This window comes from Nostoc sp. FACHB-888 (assembly GCF_014696655.1).
Classification (GTDB): Bacteria; Cyanobacteriota; Cyanobacteriia; order Cyanobacteriales; family Nostocaceae; genus Nostoc.
Window position 1 is genome coordinate 1 of the sequence record NZ_JACJQM010000103.1, and the last position, 16,864, is coordinate 16,864.

A 16,864-nucleotide genomic window follows, 5' to 3' on the forward strand; every position below is an offset into this window, starting at 1 on the left:
ATAAAGGTGAGCAAAAAAAGATAAAACTTCTTGCTCAAACTTACGAGAATGAAGACCAAAATCTGGCTCTATATATGGATCTCCAGCATTATTTAATAGATAATCGAAAAATTTGGCTATCAAGCTGTAATCACAATTTAAATTATATGGATACCCTGCATGAAACTGCGATCGCTGTTCTATTTGTACCAAAAAATCTGCCAACTCTTTCACAACTTTACTTGACATATCTCTCTGTATCTCTTGAATTTTGATTGAGTTAATGGATGTTTTAGTCTAAATTTTACGTATTAATCCATACTTAATGTTTTATTAATAATTTTATAATCCGTTTCTATACTTAAAAAGAATACAGTGAGAATACTTATGAATCTTCAGTAAAAACACTTATTTTTTGCTCAAAAGTATATTATCCATAGAGATTACGCACTGTACAAAATAACCATAATGTGTAATACGCAAAATATCTATTTCAGGCGGTGACGGCAAGCTGATTTAACGTGAATTCCACGGATGATGTAGTGTCTATCTAAAAATTAGCTGAATGAAAAGATCACTAAGAAGTTTTACTATGCAAAACTATCCCTCTCCGACTCGGAGAGGGATAGGCTTGAACTTTAATTCAAGGCAGGTAGAGGTTTGTTAAACTCACGTATACTTAAAACTCTCCGGCTAAAGCTGCAACACACCGTTCGCAAATTAAGGGATGTTCTGCTGATTCTCCCACATGAGTAGAGTAGTTCCAACAGCGATCGCACTTTTCCCCGTCTGCTTTCACTACCCCAATTCCCCAGTCTTCCGTCTGCGCTGTATATTTTAATCCTTGCAACCCTTGAGCAGAATCTAATAATTCCACTTGGGAAGTCAATAATAGATACCGCAGTTCGTCAATCCCGTTCCCCTTAACCGGGTTAAAGGCTTTGATAGCATCGCCTAATTGTTTGTGAGGTATATGAATCAAAGCTTTCGCTTCCAGGGAAGAACCAATCATTTTTTCAATCCTGGCTTGTTCTAACACCTTATTAACATCTGTGCGGAGTTGTCGCAGCGCTGACCAAAATTCCGCTAACTCTGGATTACGCCATTTTTCCTCAATCTGCACCCAACCTGCTTCAAACACCGATTTGTAAGGTGTTTTGTAGGGGAGATATTGCCAGATATCTTCGGCGGTGTGGGATAACACTGGTGCGATCGCTCGTGCTAAATTGTCTATTGCTATCTTCAGCACTGTTTGACAACTGCGACGGCGGAAAGCATCGGTTGCACTGATGTATAACCTATCTTTGGCAATATCTAAATAAAAGTTGGATAAATCCACCACGCAGAAATTCTGCACAGTTTGGAAAAAGCGGAAGAATTGGAAACTCTCAAAAGCTTCGGTTACTTCCTCAAACACTTCGCTGATGCGGTGCAGCATATAACGGTCAAGTTCTGGCAATTCCTCGAAGGGAACTGTATCTTTTTCCGGGTCAAAATCATCCAAGCTACCCAGCAAAAACCGCGCCGTATTGCGAATTTTGCCTCTAACATCATTCATCTGCTTGATGATATTTTTACCAATGCGGACATCGCCGGAGTAATCTACCGATGATACCCACAATCTCAAGACATCTGCACCATAAGCCGGTTCTACTTTTTGATTTTTTCCACCTTCAATGATTGTATTTGGGTCAATCACATTTCCTTCTGACTTGCTCATCTTCCGGCCTTGTTCGTCTAAAGCGAAGCCGTGAGTTAGCACAGTTTTGTAGGGTGGAATGTCATTCACAGCTACACTGGTGAGCAAGCTTGACTGAAACCACCCGCGATGTTGGTCGGAACCTTCCAAATATATATCAGCAGGGTAGCGTAACTCTGGACGCTGTTGGACTACAGATGCCCAAGATGAGCCAGAATCAAACCATACATCCATTGTGTCTGTACCTCTGCGGTAAGACCGTCCATTATTACGATAGGATTCTGGTAATAACTCCTCAACAGGCAATTCCCACCAAGCATCAGAACCTTTTTCAGCGATAATTGCTTGAGCGTGGTTGATAACTTCTTCGTTCAGCAGTGGTTCTCCCGTAGCTTCGTCGTAGAAAACGGGAATGGGTACACCCCAACTGCGCTGACGAGAGATGCACCAATCGGAACGTTCCGCCACCATTGGCGTGATGCGATTCTCACCTTGGGCTGGAATCCATTTTACCGTGGCGATCGCTTTTAGTGCTTCTTCTCTAAATCCTTCCACAGAAGCAAACCATTGCTCAGTCGCGCGGAAAATTGTCGGCTTCTTCGTGCGCCAATCATAAGGATACTTGTGCGGGTATGGTTCTTCTTTCAATAAGGAACCAGCCGCATTTAAGGCATCAATCACCGCTTGATTACCATCACCCAGCACATTCAACCCCGCAAATTCTCCCGCCTCTTGGGTAAAATTGCCGTTGTCATCCACTGGTGCAAGGATAGGTAAACCGTAACGTTGACCAACTATGTAGTCTTCTTGACCATGACCGGGTGCAGTATGTACTAACCCAGTACCCGACTCAGTTGTGATGTAATCACCGCCAACAACAATCGGGCTTTCGCGGTCAAATAGGGGATGACGGTAAGTAGTATGTTCCAAATCATTCCCCTTAAAGGTGGCTTTGACAGTTAACTCAACTCCCAGGGTTGAAGATAAACGTTCGACTAAATCAGCAGCAACAATGAGATATTTGAAATTACTTTGCGCCTCTGAGTGGGAAACTTCCACTACTGTATAGTTCAAATCTGCATTCACCGCCACTGCCAAATTCCCTGGAATAGTCCAAGGTGTAGTTGTCCAGATAGCTACACCCAAATCAGGCTGATATTCCGCCAACAGTGGTTTTACAGCTTCCGCCAAACTTGTGATTGCAAAAGCTGCATAGATACTGCGGGAAACGTGACCTTCAGGATATTCCAACTCGGCTTCAGCTAAAGCGGTTTTAGAACTTGGACTCCAGTGAACAGGCTTCAAACCGCGATAGATGTAGCCTTTTAAGAACATCTGACCAAACACGCCAATTTGAGCCGCTTCATAAGTCGGCTTTAGAGTTAGATAAGGGTTATCCCAATCACCCCAAATACCGTAGCGTTTAAAATTTTGGCGCTGATTATCTACCGTAGCTAGGGCAAATTCTTCCGCTTTCTGCCGCAGTTGTAAAGGCGTTAAATTTTGCCGTTCTGCTGACTTCATGTTCTGCAAAACTTTCAACTCAATTGGCAAACCGTGACAATCCCAGCCGGGAACGTAGCGAACTTTACGCCCTTTTAGGATTTGGTAGCGATTAATAATATCTTTGAGAATTTTATTTAAGGCATGACCAATATGGAGTGAGCCATTAGCGTAGGGAGGCCCATCGTGCAGTATAAATAATTCGCCGGGGTTATTTTCAAACAGGCGATCGTAAATTTTATTTTCTTCCCAAAATTTTTGGATTTCAGGCTCACGCTTGATGGCGTTTGCCCGCATATCAAAATTAGTCTTGGGTAGGTTTACAGTATCTTTGTAACTTCCTGATTCGGTCACAGTCTCATGCCTAGAATTAGGTGTGCAGGTTTTATTAATTATAGAAGATGACATGAAAACCAAAATTTGCTATTTGAACGTGAGTTTGATAAGTATTATTTGACCTCTCCCCCAGCTCCTCTGCGTTGGCGTAAGCCTGCCGTTAGGCATAGCAAAGAGGAAAGTAAAAAGTTGAATTTTCACTCTAGTCTCTCCCTCTCCGACTCGGAGAGGGACGTTTTACGTAGTAAAACCTTCTTAGAGGTTTCTAGGCGATTAGGGGACTAATCAGAAATTTTGCGGAGGTTGAGAGTTAATCAACAGAAAGTAGTATACTTTTGTGGGTTCGCGTAAAGCTATCTAAAAGTTTCGTCTAAAAACCAAGAATTTTGGGGTTGCTCTAAATGCTAAGTCCTGTAGTAACAGTCAGTATCTTTCAAAAACAACCCGACCCTCAAGCATTTTCAGCAGGCGAAGTCATCTTTGAAGAAGGACAGTCTGGCGATCATATGTACGGGATTCTGGAAGGAACAGTGGATATATTAGTCAATGGCAAGGTTGTAGAAACCATTGATACGGGCGAAGTTTTTGGTGTCGGGGTACTTGTAGGAGTAAAAAATAGAACTTACACAGCTATTGCCAAGGTGGATACCAAACTGGGTTTTCTTGATGAGAAAAAATTTCTCTTTGCTGTTCAAGAAACTCCCATGTTTGCCTTGAAGGTGATGAAAAGTTACTCAGAGCGTTTGAGTCGAGTGCAGCATATGGTGTGAAGGAGGCAGGGGGCAGGGGGGATGTATGGCTAGTATTGCAAGTGAGCCTCCTGCCTTCAGCATAGCTGCTTTTGTGGTGAAAGATGCAATATTATACCGGAGCTAGCAATGGTACGTAAACGGTTGATTATTGAGATGGGAATGGGAATAGACCAGCATGGACAAGAACCCACAGTAGCAGCAGCTAGGGCAGTACGGAATGCGATCGCTCACAATGCTTTACCTGGGGTTTGGGAAGTTGCAGGTTTAAGTCACCCCAATGAAATGATTATAGAAGTTCAAGTAGCAGTTCCATACCCCGAACAAGTTAGAGAAGAAGAGGTACTAGCTGTATTACCATTTGGTCGAAAAACCCTCACCGTAGAATCTGGGGGAATGGTAGTTCAAGGGCGGGCGATTCCGGAACTCAATGATAAAAATGATGAAATGTTGATTGCGATCGCTGCTGTAACAGTTCTGATCGAAGATGAGTAGCTGATGTAATTCCTCTATAAACAAATCACTAAATTGAAAGTTATAGAGTAAATCGCGCGCTCGTTGAAAATTAACTGACATACAGCAATTTCCAGTAGGACTCCATTTGTGCAGGCGCAATTTTTAATCGTTAAGTATATTTGCCGATTACTTGATCAAAAAGCCTCATTACTTTATAAAAATACCTGTTTAATTTATCAAAATACTTAAATTGCTTTCTCAAAATGAGGTTTGACTTACTCAAACCCCAGTTTGCTTTCTCATTTTAGTGTTTTCCGCAAGCAAAAGCAGCTTTTACTTATTCAAACCCCAGTTTGCTTTCTCATTTTGGTGTTTTCCGCAAGCAAAATGAACTTTGACTTACTCAAAAGCTGTGTTTGCTTTCTCAAACCCCAGTTTGCTTTCTCATTTCAGTGTTTTCCGCAAGCAAAAGCAGCTTTTACTTACTCAAACCCCAGTTTGCTTTCTCATTTTGGTTTTTTTCGTAAGCAAAATGAACTTTGACTTACTCAAACCCCAGTTTGCTTTCTTATTGTTAATTTTTGAAGTTTCACCCTAGAAATGTTCTATCTCTAGGACTAAAAATTTGCTAATCCAAAGGTCTAAAATTATAGAAACCTGGAAAAAACTATGTCATTAGAAACAGAGACACTACAGGCAACACCACCAACTTCTACCTTTGAGACACTTGAGGAGAAGCAAGAATTTAACTGGAGACAATCTTGGTATGCTGTCTGTTTTCTCCAAGACCTGCCCACAAATCGTCCTCATAGCTTTTCGTTATACGATGAACCCTTCGTTTTGTTCAAAGACCAAAATGGACAGCTTATCTGTTTAACAGATCGTTGTCCCCACCGTGCAGCTAGGCTTTCTGATGGACAAATTATTGACGGTAAAATAGAATGCTCATACCACGGTTGGCAGTTTGGCAATAATGGTCAATGTCTGCACATTCCCCAGTTACCAACCAATGCTAAAATTCCGGTAAATGCTTGTGTATCATCCTTTAAGGTCTTGGAACTTAAAGGTATCATTTGGATGTGGCCAGGAGAAGCCGAAACGGCTATTGATGAGCTAATTCCATCTCTACCAGATTGGGACAAGCCGGAATGCTTCAACTTAGATTATATACGTGACCTACCTTACGACCAAAGCTATTTTATTGAAAACATTATTGACCCAGCTCATGTTCCAATCAGCCATGATGGCATCATGGGAAGTCGAAAAGATGCCCAAGCGCTGGAACTAGAAGTCATTGAGAGCAATATTCAGGGAATTAAGGGAAGGTGGAGGCGAACACGCACACCCAATACGCCTTAGATTTCATTAGACTTCATTGCTCCTAATTTGATTCTCTACAAATTTGGTAATGAACAGCAAGGTAAGTTTGGAGGCACAGCCTTATATTCAATTCCGCTAGGTAAGAATAGATGTCGGATTCTCATCAGAAATTATAGTAACTCGTTTCCCAAAAAAATCAAGCTGATGCCTCCTTGGTTAGATCACATCTTGATACGAAACAAAATCTTAGAAGGTGATTTGCAATTAGTAGTTGAACAAAAGGCACAAATTGAGCGTTTGGGACAAAATCTCAAAGAAGTGTATTTACCACTCAAAACATCTGATACTTTGGTGGTTGAGTATCGTAAGTGGCTAGATAAATTTGGGTCATCCTTGCCGTTTTATCAAGGTTATTCCACCTCAAAAAACGTCGGTAGTAGCGAGTCTGATCAAAAGTTGATCACGTTAGACCGATTCTCGCAACATACGCTTATTTGTAGTTCCTGCAATCGAGCTTATCAAGTTACAAATACGGTCAAACAAAGCTGTATAGGGGTAGCGATAGCTCTAGCTGCTGTAGCCATACTTACAGATGATTTTAGAATCAGAATAGGTGCAATATCGCTTTCTATAGCAGCAGTTGCAATGTCTGCTATGGCTCAAACACTCAAAACTCACTTTGAGCGTTCCTACACTCGTCACTAAAATAAAGACTGATAATCTTTAATCATGATCAAGTTAGTGGCTTTGCGCTAAAGTAAAAATATTGGGATCAAAATCTCTGGCAGTAAGTTCAAACACCACTAATCTTTACCACTGCGGCGATAATGTCTCAAGAGCATAACGAATCACTCCAAATTCAGGAGATCACCAAACTAAAACCGAAACACTTTGCTGATTTAGTCAGATCAGCACAATTGATTTTCGACCCCACAGCAGGAGTTTCGGGAAGAAATATCACAGTTGACTGGGAACAATTCGGAATTCCCGGTGATGTCGCTGACAATCTCAAATCACTTGGTCAGCAGTACCAATATGCATCTCCTCACATCCCTGTTGAAGCCATTTGGAGTAAATTAACTCCAGAAACTCGTATCTGGTTTGTTGAAAATAAAGATAGGTTGTGGCAGCTTGAAGAAGCTTTCCCAGCCCTTGACGAAGATTAAACGGCTGAATCATTCAAAGGAAATAAATTATTTGTAGGGGCACAATGATCATTGTGCCCCTATCCTCTCTCTATAGGCATTCTTGTTTGAAGGCAACACACGGTAAATTTAAACCTAGTACCGCAAGTCAAAAGTATTATGAAATAAGCTCTTTAGGGATTTTCAATGGTTGCTTTATTTACGCGCCTGCTGATAGTACTTATCTTGTGCTATGGCACAAGCGCCCACCGTAGGCGATCGCACTAGCTTGAGCACATAAGTTAAATTAATAAAAAAGCTTGTATAGATGAATCAAAGCCTAAGCGTTGCTCCCAGCCTGGAAGAACACACTCACGAAAATCCTGTTGTTACCAAACAACAGCTATTTACGAAGCAACTAATTGTCCTTCTTTTGGAAATGCTTCTAGCATTACCTCTGGGTTTACTCCTGACAAAGTTCCAAATTGGTAGAATTGCCTGGATATTTGGCGGGATTGCTGCTGGTACACTGGTTCTTCAAGGGTGTCGAATTTTTTATCAATATTCCCCCCAACCTAACCGCACTGCTAGAAAAGTGGGAATGGCACTTGTAGGCTTAACTGTAGGCGCTTCAAATACTCACGGTAATCTAGGTAATATTGCTTCTGGTATTCCCATATTTATTTTTCTTACCTTGTTTCTGCTGCTAAGTGGAAGCTGTATTGGTTATATTTACTCGCGCCTTAGCAAAATAAACCTATTAACAGCAATGCTGGCTACAGTTCCTGGTGGTGTAGGAATTATGGCAGCGATCGCTGCCGATTACAATAAAAATGTGAGTTTGGTTGCTTTAGTTCAGGCGATTCGCGTCACCTCTGTAGTTGTTCTAATTCCCTTCATCGCTAGGACATCAGCTGGTAATTACTATCCGCAAACACTCCCAATTAACGCTGCTTGGCTCAATTTCGATCCATCTCAACTAGAATTACTCTTATTAGTACTGCTAATCACTGGATTAGTAGTTTATCCAGCTATATTATTTAAAATTCCGGCTGGCGATTTCTTTGGTGCATTGTTGATTGGTATCGGGTTTAATCCTTTGCTACATTGGCTACCTTTTGTAGGCGATCTTAGCTTTAGTCCGCCGCCAATAATTAACTTATTGGGTCAAATGCTCCTGGGAATTACTATTGGTGAGTATTGGGGAGACAAACCCAACTTTAAAAAGCGGACTATTGTCTATGCCTTAATGTCTGTGGGGATGACCCTAATAGCAGGAGCGATCGCTGCTATACTTGCGATGCAATTAACTTCTTGGGACTGGTTAACCTGCCTGCTAGTTACAGCACCAGGAGGATCAGCAGAAATGATCTTGGTTTCCCTGGCATTGAATCATAATGTTGAAATTGTCACAACTGGCCATTTAGTGCGACTAATTGCAATTAATAGTTCTCTACCTCTTTGGGTGTTTTTGTTTCGCCGTCTGGATGAGCAACTTTCTGAACCAGTTTAATTATTTAAAGGGATTGTGCAGGGAGCAGAGGACAGCCAATACTTCTCAGATTAAGGGGCATTAATAAGATAAAATAAAATATTGACATTACTTTTAGATGTTGCCGTTATTGTCAACTACTTTTAAGAGACTGAGCTTTCGGAGTTAGGAAAGAATGGAAAGAACAGCAAACCCAAGAGTCAAAATTTGCTGTATTAGCAGCATAGAAGAAGCATGGATTGCCATTCGTTGCGGTGCATCTGCTCTCGGTTTGGTTTCTCAGATGCCGAGTGGCCCAGGTGTCATCTCTGAAGAATTAATCGCCAAAATTGCAGCTTGTGTACCACCACCGATCGCTACTTTTTTACTTACTTCAAGCCTTGATGTTCAGGAGATTATTCAACAGGTAAGGCGCTGTAGGACAAATACTGTGCAAATCTGCGATCGCCTAGAATCAGGAAGCTACCAAGATATACGAGACGCTTTACCTGGAATCTCCATTGTCCAAGTAATTCACGTCATGACGGAAGAATCCCTTGACGAAGCAATCAGCGTAGCACCCTACTTAGATGCAATTCTACTAGATTCCGGCAATCAATCACTGCTGATTAAAGAGTTGGGCGGCACAGGACGCTTACACGACTGGAACTTGAGCGCCAAAATCCGTGAGCAGGTAAACGTGCCAATTTTCTTAGCTGGAGGACTGAAACCTGAGAATGTTGCGATCGCAGTCAAACAAGTTGCTCCTTTCGGACTTGATTTGTGTAGCGCCGTTCGCACCAATGGCAAATTAGATGAGAATAAGCTCAAACTATTCTTCCAACAATTGAAATAAGGCATTGGGTATTAGTTTTTGACAAATGATTAATGACTAATGACAAATTAGCTTATTCTTTTGTTATCCAAATACTAAGGATGCTTTAAATGGTTGCCCAAATCCAAGAACTTGAAGCGCAGCACTGGGTTAAAACTCGTTCTTCCCTCGACCCTAGCGAATCCACTTTCCTGATTTGGAAAGGTAAAATTTACGCTTTTATCCCCGGTGAGAAAAAACAACTCCTGTTTAAAATGCTGGGATTAAGTGTTAGCAGGTGTATTCCCACAGCAGAGGATAGCTGGGATTTTACTTCTAGGGAGCTAACTTACTACCTGAATCCACAAACAGATGAGGTTTTGTCCAAATGGGAAAATCCTTGGACAGGGGAGACAGTTCCGGTAATCCACGTTGCCAATAATCCAGTGCAAGGGAAGTTTAAGGGAAATTTTCCCGCACAAGTAGATGGTGATAGCACAACCTTCGTTTTTGATATATTTCCTTATTACCCCAATCCCTTAGCAGACGATCCTAAATTTGCCGAATATAGCCCAAATCCAATTTATCAGGCGGTGGAATTGTTTAAATTAACTGTGCCAACCGCAGATTTATTCAACACAGCCCTCTCCTCAGTTTCTCAACTCAAACTGAGTTGGGATAGGATTGGTCAATGGCTTCCTTGGATGAAAATGGGCGATCGCCCCGGTCAACTGATCTACAGTGCTGTTGGCAGTAAAGTTAATGGTTTAACAGAATTGCCTTCACTGCTGCAAGACGAAATTAATAACCGTATTCCTCTATATAAGAAAGCCCCAAAAGAATTGATAGATGGGGAAGACATGACTTCTTGGCTGTATTTCCAAAAACACTTTCAAGCTTACTTGGCTGGTGAAATCTTTCCGCTTTCCCAAGCAGAAGAATTTTAAACTAGCCTCTAAGAGGATGTTTGAAAAGTCCTCATCTTGGTAGCAAAACGTTTTAGATCCCCCTAAATCCCCCTTAAAAAGGGGGACTCTGATTCCGGTTCCCCCCTTTTTAAGGGGGGTTAGGGGGGATCAATAAGTGCCTAAAATCACAGCCAACCACTTTTCAAACAACCTCTAAGCAATAGAGTTGTCGGGAAATAGTGAATAAAATCGCTGAAAGGCTTAGGGAGTCTAGGTTTCAATAATTTTAGTCATAAATCAATAAAAAGCTTGCCACAAGCAGATTTCAAGGATTTTTGAGCTTATTACCCAACAAGTCTAATATCGAATTGCCGGGAGAATAATTAGCTGCACGCAATTAATTACACAATAGACTTGTTGGGAAATAACGCAAAAAATCGCTCAAATGTTTACCCCACCTAAGTTTCAAGTATTGTTAGCTAAAAATGCTCAAATGCTTACTGAATTTGGCTTTCGAGCATTTTCTAGCCTATTTCCCAACAACTCTAATATCTGGTCTGAAATCCTTGCTTAGTAAATAATCAGTTATGTAATTAATTTTGTTGGGTTACTTACAGCAGTTTGCTTTTTAATTGAGGTACAAAACGCAGGACTCAAAATTAGATATGGAGAATTTCTGCATCCTGCGTTCTACCTCCTGCCTCCACCAAGTCTCAAGTTAGAGCTAAGGGAATTTTCGTTAATGAGTCCTCGTGCCTCGTGTTGTCATTGTCCAGGAGGGGGAGGAATAATCTCAATGCCGTACTTAGGTGAAGTGGTGAGAATTTTATCTAAGTCTTCAGGACTCAATGGTGGGGCAGATGTAATTTGACCATTCACCGCTTTTCCAACTTCGGCAATAAATTTCTCAAATCCGGCAGGTGTCACCCAAACTAACAGTTTGGCAGGTAAAGAGGTCATATTAGTAAATCGATGAAGCTGACCTTTGGGCGAATGGAGGAAGGTTCCAGGTGTTGCAACAAGGGTGCGATCGTCAAGCTGGAATTCAATCTCTCCATCTTGAATATAAAATGATTCATTTTCTCTACTGTGTCGATGGGGAGGCGTACCGCCACCAGGTGCAACGATTACCTCACAAAGCGCATAGGCTTCTCCTGTCTCTTCACCAATTGCTTTGAAAGTATAAAGGTCTTGACCAAAGTAATAAGAACGACCTTGATCTGGTTGAACAAAAAGTCCATTTTGATGAATCGTCACTGCAACTACTCTCCTTTTTTAGTTGGGTTTCGTGCTTCAACTCAGTCTACCAAGCCCTAGATTTAATTCCATCTACCTATCTCTGGAAATAGTCGCGCCAACTTTTGGGTAAAGCTTCAAGTTGAGCAGCACGATAAAGTAACTCTGGATTGTTTTCCGCACGCAGATAAACTTGAGTGATATTTGAGAAACTTCAAATTTGCGCCATGCCGCCATCGACAGATAACTCAATGCCGTTAACAAAGCTGCTGTCATCGGAGGCAAGGAAAACAACCGCTTTAGCGATTTCGTCCGGTGTACCCACCCGCCCAAGAGGGATAGTGTCAGCCTGACTTGCGACAAATTGCTGCACCTGCTCATCGCTCAGTCCCATGAGATTGTAGCCAGGAGTAGGCACGACACCAGGGCTAATGGCATTAACACGAATCTTGCGCTCTTTGAGGTCGAGTGTCCAATTACGGGCAAACGATGCCTTCGGCGAGCTACGCTAACGCACAGCGGCTTTGGTTGCGCTGAAAGAGTTAGTGTAAAGAATTGTGAGGTATCTGCGCTTGCTACCTGCTTACACGTTTGAAAACAGCATATTTAATCCTTCAGTCATCGTGGGATGAGTCAAAATTCCATCGCGCAGAACGGTATAGGGCATCTGAGCTTGCATCACCATTTGCACTGTCGAAATTACTTCACCTGCTTCATGGCACAAGAGTGAACAACCGAGAATCCGACCTGTCTCGGTATCCACGATCGCTTTCATGAGTCCATCGGTTTGACTTTGTGTTACCGCTCGCATAATATCTCTTGCATCCAGCTTCGCCACTCGAATGGCATACCCTTGTTGCTGCGCTTCGGTTTCAGTCAGACCTATATGAGCCAGTTCTGGGTCGATAAAAAGACAGGATGGAACCAAGCGACCTTGTATGCTGCGGTTGCCGCCATCAATCAGATTCGCTTTGACAATCCGATAATCGTCCAGTGCCACATGGGTATATTGCGGCCCACCATTGATATCGCCTAACGCCCAGATATTCGGTATGTTTGTCTCCAGGCGCTCGTTGACTGGAATAAATCCGCGTGCATCGGTTGCCACACCAGCAGCAGCTAGATTTAAGGTATCGGTATTTGGCGCACGACCAATGGCTATTAGCAAATGCGAACCCTCAAGGCTGACCTCACGATCGCCAACTTGAATCAGAAGTTTAGTTGCATTGCCAGAGCGATTCTCCAAAGGAGACGCTTCTCTGCGAGAGGCTCCGCCAATGCGAACGACCCTTAATACCTTCGCCTTCAGTAAGAATTCAATGCCGTCTCGTTCTAAAAGTGTTTGAACGGCGATCGCAATATCCGGATCGTGCTGTGACAGAATTTGCTTACTCTGCCCAATGACAGTGACGCGAGAGCCAAAGCGCCGGAACATTTGAGCAAACTCCAACCCAATGTAACCACTCCCAAGCACGATCAAATGCTCCGGCAACTGTTCTAGCTCCATGATCGATTCGCTGGTCAAAAACCCAGCTTCTTTGAGTCCCTGCATCGATGGAATCAATGGTCGCGTGCCTGTATTGATAAACAATCGTTCTGCGGTGAGTAACCGAGTAGTACTTTCACCTGTTGCCACTTCAATTGTTTTAGGTGCCATAAAGCGAGCAGTGCCAATGATCAGATTGTCCCCCAATGCGGTGTGCAAGTTGTTAAGATTTATTGGTCGCAGGGACTGCACGACCGATCGTTTCCGCCCAATCACTGCCGCCAAATCAACCGTGGGCGGTGCCGTGTTGATGCCATAGGCAGCACTGTTTCGCACAGTATTTGCCACCTCTGCACTTGCCACCATCGTTTTGCTGGGAATGCAGGCAATATTAGGGCACGAGCCACCAATCATGTTTAAGCTGCGTTCCACCAGAGCGGTTTTGCGTCCGTCCGCGACTAGTGCAGGTGCAAGGGTTTTACCCGCTTTACCGCCACCGATAATAATGTCGTCATAATATTGGGTGTCCATTTCCATCTCCTTTGCGTTTGACGTTACTTCATTCGGCAATTGGGATTATTCCACAGCAGGAAGCTCTGCTGCTTCAATCAGGTTGGCAACCTCATTGCCGTAATCTGTTGCGTAAACAATTAAGACCTTGGTCACCTTTTACCTCACATTTTTTGAAGTTGACAGATGTTTGTGCGTCAAATCGCATTTAAGTCCCGCTACCCTAAATGCTGTTTTAAAAACGCCAACGTGCGATCGCCCGCTAATTCTGTGGCTTCTTGGCGATAAGCGGAACTACCCACGCGACTAAACCCGTGACGTAAGAAATTGACGCATATAGTTTGCGATCGCATCCCCGTCTTCTTCCAGAGCAAAGTGCCCAGTATCGAGTAGATGAAACTCAAGGTTCTGCAAGTCGCGTTTGTAGGCATAGGCTCCTTGTTCTATAAAGCCCTGGTCGTTTTTGCCCCACACCACCAGCGTGGGTGGCTGATACTGACGAAAGTAGGCTTGCCATTGCGGATACAGCAGCAAATTGGACTGGTAGTTGTAAAACAATGCCAGTTGGATATCTTGATTACCAGGGCGATCAAGGAAGAGTTGATCCATGTTCCAGGTATCCGGGCTGATCGCCTCAAGATTGCGGACACCGTTGGTATATTGCCATTTCGTTGCTTCTAGGGTGACAAGGTATTTGAGCTTGTCAGTATTCTCAGGAGAAGGGTCTTGCCAGTATGCCTTGAACACGCCCCAAAAATCGCCGAGGCCTTCCTCGTAGGCATTCCCGTTTTGCACAATCAGCGCTTCCACTCGCTCTGGATATTTAGCTGCAATCCGATAGCCAATCGGAGCGCCATAATCCATCAAGTAAAGGCTGTACTTCTTGAGATCGATCGCAGTAATAAATTTCTCCACGATCTCTGCCAGGTGATCAAACGTGTAGTCAAACTCATCCACGGTTGGCATCGAACTGTTGCCGTAACCTGGATAATCCGGTGCAACCAGATGAAAGCGATCGGCAAGCGCAGACATCAGATTACGAAACATATGAGATGAGGTCGGGAAGCCGTGTAACAGCAAAATTGTTGGATTTTCGCGAGAGCCAGCTTCTCGATAAAAGATATCTAAACCATCGATCGCGATCGTGCGAAATGTAGTCATAAGATTACTCCTTGTCGGTTTATAGAACCCATTTGATATCTCATTCACTGCTAGTCTTTTGAGCAATTCTGAATGTCCAAAAGCTGTACGAACATGGCCATCCTTATCGGCCATAATCTCTGCGAATAAATCAGATGCTCCGTTCACAACAGCAGCCTGCTGAGTCCAGCCTGGTGGCTATTTACGTGACCGCTTGCAAGTATTCGAGTGAGTCAAGAGCAGCTTTCATTTGGGCTACATTCGATTACGACAGTCTAGATCACCGTTTAATCTCAACAGATACCATTGATTTTGGGCGGGCTTTGAAATGCTGATTATTTTCCTTCAAGAAAGTCCAGCAGCACAGGATTGACTTGATCGGCATGAGTCCAGTTTATAGCGTGCGGGCCACCAGGTATAACCACAAGACGACTGCCTTTAATTAGCTGCGGCAGTCTCTTTGCGGTAGACTCAAATGGAAGGATGCGATCGCCATCTCCATGAATGATCAGGGTTGGCACATCAATGCGTGGCAAATCGTCACGAAAATCGGTCAACCAAGACGGTACACAGTCCAGAGTCCCCTTAGCAGAAGCTCCTGCTGCAACATTCCAACTCATCTGGATGGCATCTTCACTAATGCGACCGCCCAGAAGCACATCCACGTTGTAAAAGTCTTTAAAAAATGCGGACAGATACGCTGGACGATCTTCTACGATACTCTTCATAATTCCGTCGAATACACTGCGATCGACCCCTTCGGGATTGTCGTCTGTCTTCAGCAGGAAGGGTGGCACTGGAGCCATTAGCACGGCTTTACTGACGCGCTCCGAACCGTACTTGCCCAAATAGCGCGTCACTTCGCCACTCCCCATTGAGAAGCCGACTAACACTGTATTATGCAGGTCAAGTTTTGCGATCAGCGTGTTGAGATCATCCGCGAAGGTGTCGTAGTCATAGCCAAGCGACGGCTGGCTAGAGTTTCCGAAGCCTCTGCGATCGTAAGTGATGACCCGATAGCCCTTGTCTAGTAAAACCGCCACCTGCTTTTCCCAGGAATGACCGCTTAGAGGAAACCCGTGGATTAGCACAATAGGCTGTCCTGCTCCGAAATCTTCGTAATAAATATCGATGTTTCCAGAGTTTTCTTTACCGACAGTAACGTGAGGCATTAGAGTCTCCTTTTTTGTGAATCGATTTGTTGTCTTATGCGGAAAGTAAAGCTCTATGTGAACTCAGAATTTCGTCATCATGTTGTGCATCTGAAAATTTCTTGATGTATGTTTTCTTTTCAGATGGGTTGCACAGTATAGTTTCTATGCAGAAGGACGGCAGGTCATGATCCCTTCCCTCTGAGCGTTGGCATTGGAATCACCCCCCATTGGTCGAACCGTGATTGTGGGTTCATAGGTAGGGTAACAACGCACCAAGACACTATCTTCGGATCGGGTTACGTACAGCACATAAACAGGTCTGCCTCCCAATACAGCACGGACAAGGCTGGGGGGTGTAGGGGCAGTTGCAACAAGTCTTGACTGATTCAGAGCTTGTATATTTGGCGTTTCAGATAGAACAGGCTTTGCCTGAAAAGATTGCCAACCGATCAGGACTAATGTTGTAAGAATGACTATTGCAATAGACAATTTAACGGATAGTTTGAACATGATTTAGGAGTTTTAGTTTGGCTTTGCTAAATAGGGAAAATAGATTTGCAATCTGTTGGGCTTTCTAACTTGCTGTCCCTGAGCCGACATACCGTATCCATGCTGTCAGAAGCCTTTCTCTTGTCTACGCGCGATCGAGTTAGTTTGCGTCCTGCCAAAGGCAGCAGCGCTTTGCTATCGCTGAAGGTATTTGCTATGAAAGGCAACCTGCGGCTTTAATTAAATCGGCTGCTTTTTCGGCAATCATAATGGTGGGCGCGTTTGTATTTCCTGTGGTGATTGTTGGCATGATGGAAGCATCTACGACACGCAACCCCTCAATTCCATGTACCCGGAGTTCAGGATCTACCACTGCCATTAGGTCAGTACCCATTTTGCAAGTGCCGACCGGATGATACACCGTATCACAAGCTTCTCGGACGTAAGCAACGAGTGCTGCATCACTCTGCTTATCGGCACCAGGAGCGAT

16 protein-coding genes and 2 pseudogenes are annotated in these 16,864 nt (G+C 43.5%); 8 read left to right on the top strand and 10 right to left on the bottom strand.

Annotation, left to right across the window (positions count from 1 at the left end; all coding sequences use genetic code 11):
- Together H6G26_RS31085 and ileS are read right to left on the bottom strand one after the other, a co-directional pair.
- A pseudogene (locus H6G26_RS31085) lies at window positions 1-228 on the bottom strand (histidine decarboxylase); the annotation flags it as partial.
- Window positions 229-658: 430 nt separating this feature from the next.
- Window positions 659-3,535, bottom strand: a complete 2,877-nt coding sequence (gene ileS / locus H6G26_RS31090; protein ID WP_190734449.1) for an isoleucine--tRNA ligase — start codon at window positions 3,533-3,535, stop codon at window positions 659-661.
- 383 nt (window positions 3,536-3,918) lie between these two features.
- Between ileS and H6G26_RS31095 the strand changes: the two genes are divergently transcribed.
- The 8 genes from H6G26_RS31095 to H6G26_RS31125 all read left to right on the top strand — a co-directional run bounded on the left by H6G26_RS31095 (window position 3,919) and on the right by H6G26_RS31125 (window position 10,398).
- Entirely contained in the window at window positions 3,919-4,287 is a 369-nt protein-coding gene (locus H6G26_RS31095; RefSeq protein ID WP_190734428.1) for a Crp/Fnr family transcriptional regulator, read from the top strand.
- Between the two features lie 108 nt (window positions 4,288-4,395).
- Window positions 4,396-4,761 (top strand): Lin0512 family protein, encoded by a 366-nt coding sequence (locus tag H6G26_RS31100; protein WP_190734429.1) that lies wholly within the window; start codon window positions 4,396-4,398, stop codon window positions 4,759-4,761.
- A 630-nt stretch (window positions 4,762-5,391) separates the two neighbouring features.
- Window positions 5,392-6,081: a Rieske 2Fe-2S domain-containing protein gene (locus H6G26_RS43030; RefSeq protein WP_242053981.1), complete on the top strand. Its 690-nt coding sequence runs from the start codon at window positions 5,392-5,394 to the stop codon at window positions 6,079-6,081.
- Window positions 6,082-6,096: 15 nt separating this feature from the next.
- A complete protein-coding gene (locus H6G26_RS43035) occupies window positions 6,097-6,747 on the top strand; it encodes a hypothetical protein (protein ID WP_347242531.1) in 651 nt (216 codons plus the stop codon).
- A gap of 122 nt (window positions 6,748-6,869) precedes the next feature.
- Window positions 6,870-7,208, top strand: a complete 339-nt coding sequence (locus H6G26_RS31110; RefSeq protein ID WP_190734431.1) for a hypothetical protein — start codon at window positions 6,870-6,872, stop codon at window positions 7,206-7,208.
- A gap of 286 nt (window positions 7,209-7,494) precedes the next feature.
- On the top strand, window positions 7,495-8,679 hold the full coding sequence (locus H6G26_RS31115) for an AbrB family transcriptional regulator (RefSeq protein ID WP_190734433.1): 1,185 nt from the start codon (window positions 7,495-7,497) through the stop codon (window positions 8,677-8,679).
- 154 nt (window positions 8,680-8,833) lie between these two features.
- The gene (locus H6G26_RS31120) at window positions 8,834-9,493 is read left to right on the top strand and encodes a phosphoribosylanthranilate isomerase (RefSeq protein ID WP_190734435.1); all 660 of its coding nucleotides are present in this window, start codon (window positions 8,834-8,836) and stop codon (window positions 9,491-9,493) included.
- A gap of 89 nt (window positions 9,494-9,582) precedes the next feature.
- The gene (locus H6G26_RS31125) at window positions 9,583-10,398 is read left to right on the top strand and encodes a DUF1838 domain-containing protein (RefSeq protein WP_190734437.1); all 816 of its coding nucleotides are present in this window, start codon (window positions 9,583-9,585) and stop codon (window positions 10,396-10,398) included.
- A 726-nt stretch (window positions 10,399-11,124) separates the two neighbouring features.
- Here the strand turns inward: H6G26_RS31125 and H6G26_RS31130 are convergent.
- The 8 genes and pseudogenes from H6G26_RS31130 to H6G26_RS31165 all read right to left on the bottom strand — a co-directional run.
- Window positions 11,125-11,616, bottom strand: a complete 492-nt coding sequence (locus H6G26_RS31130) for a cupin domain-containing protein (protein WP_190734439.1) — start codon at window positions 11,614-11,616, stop codon at window positions 11,125-11,127.
- Between the two features lie 76 nt (window positions 11,617-11,692).
- Window positions 11,693-11,797 carry a 3-alpha domain-containing protein gene (locus H6G26_RS43930; protein WP_190734451.1) on the bottom strand — a complete coding sequence of 35 codons (105 nt, stop codon included), beginning with the start codon at window positions 11,795-11,797 and terminating at the stop codon, window positions 11,693-11,695.
- 12 nt (window positions 11,798-11,809) lie between these two features.
- Window positions 11,810-12,073: pseudogene (locus tag H6G26_RS31140) on the bottom strand (SDR family oxidoreductase); the annotation flags it as partial.
- A gap of 105 nt (window positions 12,074-12,178) precedes the next feature.
- On the bottom strand, window positions 12,179-13,612 hold the full coding sequence (locus H6G26_RS31145; RefSeq protein ID WP_242053983.1) for a mercuric reductase: 1,434 nt from the start codon (window positions 13,610-13,612) through the stop codon (window positions 12,179-12,181).
- 285 nt (window positions 13,613-13,897) lie between these two features.
- Window positions 13,898-14,752 (bottom strand): alpha/beta hydrolase, encoded by an 855-nt coding sequence (locus H6G26_RS31150; protein WP_190734443.1) that lies wholly within the window; start codon window positions 14,750-14,752, stop codon window positions 13,898-13,900.
- A 314-nt stretch (window positions 14,753-15,066) separates the two neighbouring features.
- On the bottom strand, window positions 15,067-15,903 hold the full coding sequence (locus H6G26_RS31155) for an alpha/beta hydrolase (protein ID WP_190734445.1): 837 nt from the start codon (window positions 15,901-15,903) through the stop codon (window positions 15,067-15,069).
- 144 nt (window positions 15,904-16,047) lie between these two features.
- A complete protein-coding gene (locus H6G26_RS31160; protein WP_190734447.1) occupies window positions 16,048-16,395 on the bottom strand; it encodes a hypothetical protein in 348 nt (115 codons plus the stop codon).
- 193 nt (window positions 16,396-16,588) lie between these two features.
- Window positions 16,589-16,864, bottom strand: a 276-nt coding sequence (locus H6G26_RS31165; RefSeq protein ID WP_242053984.1) for a GMC oxidoreductase, incomplete at its 5' end; no start/stop codon positions are given.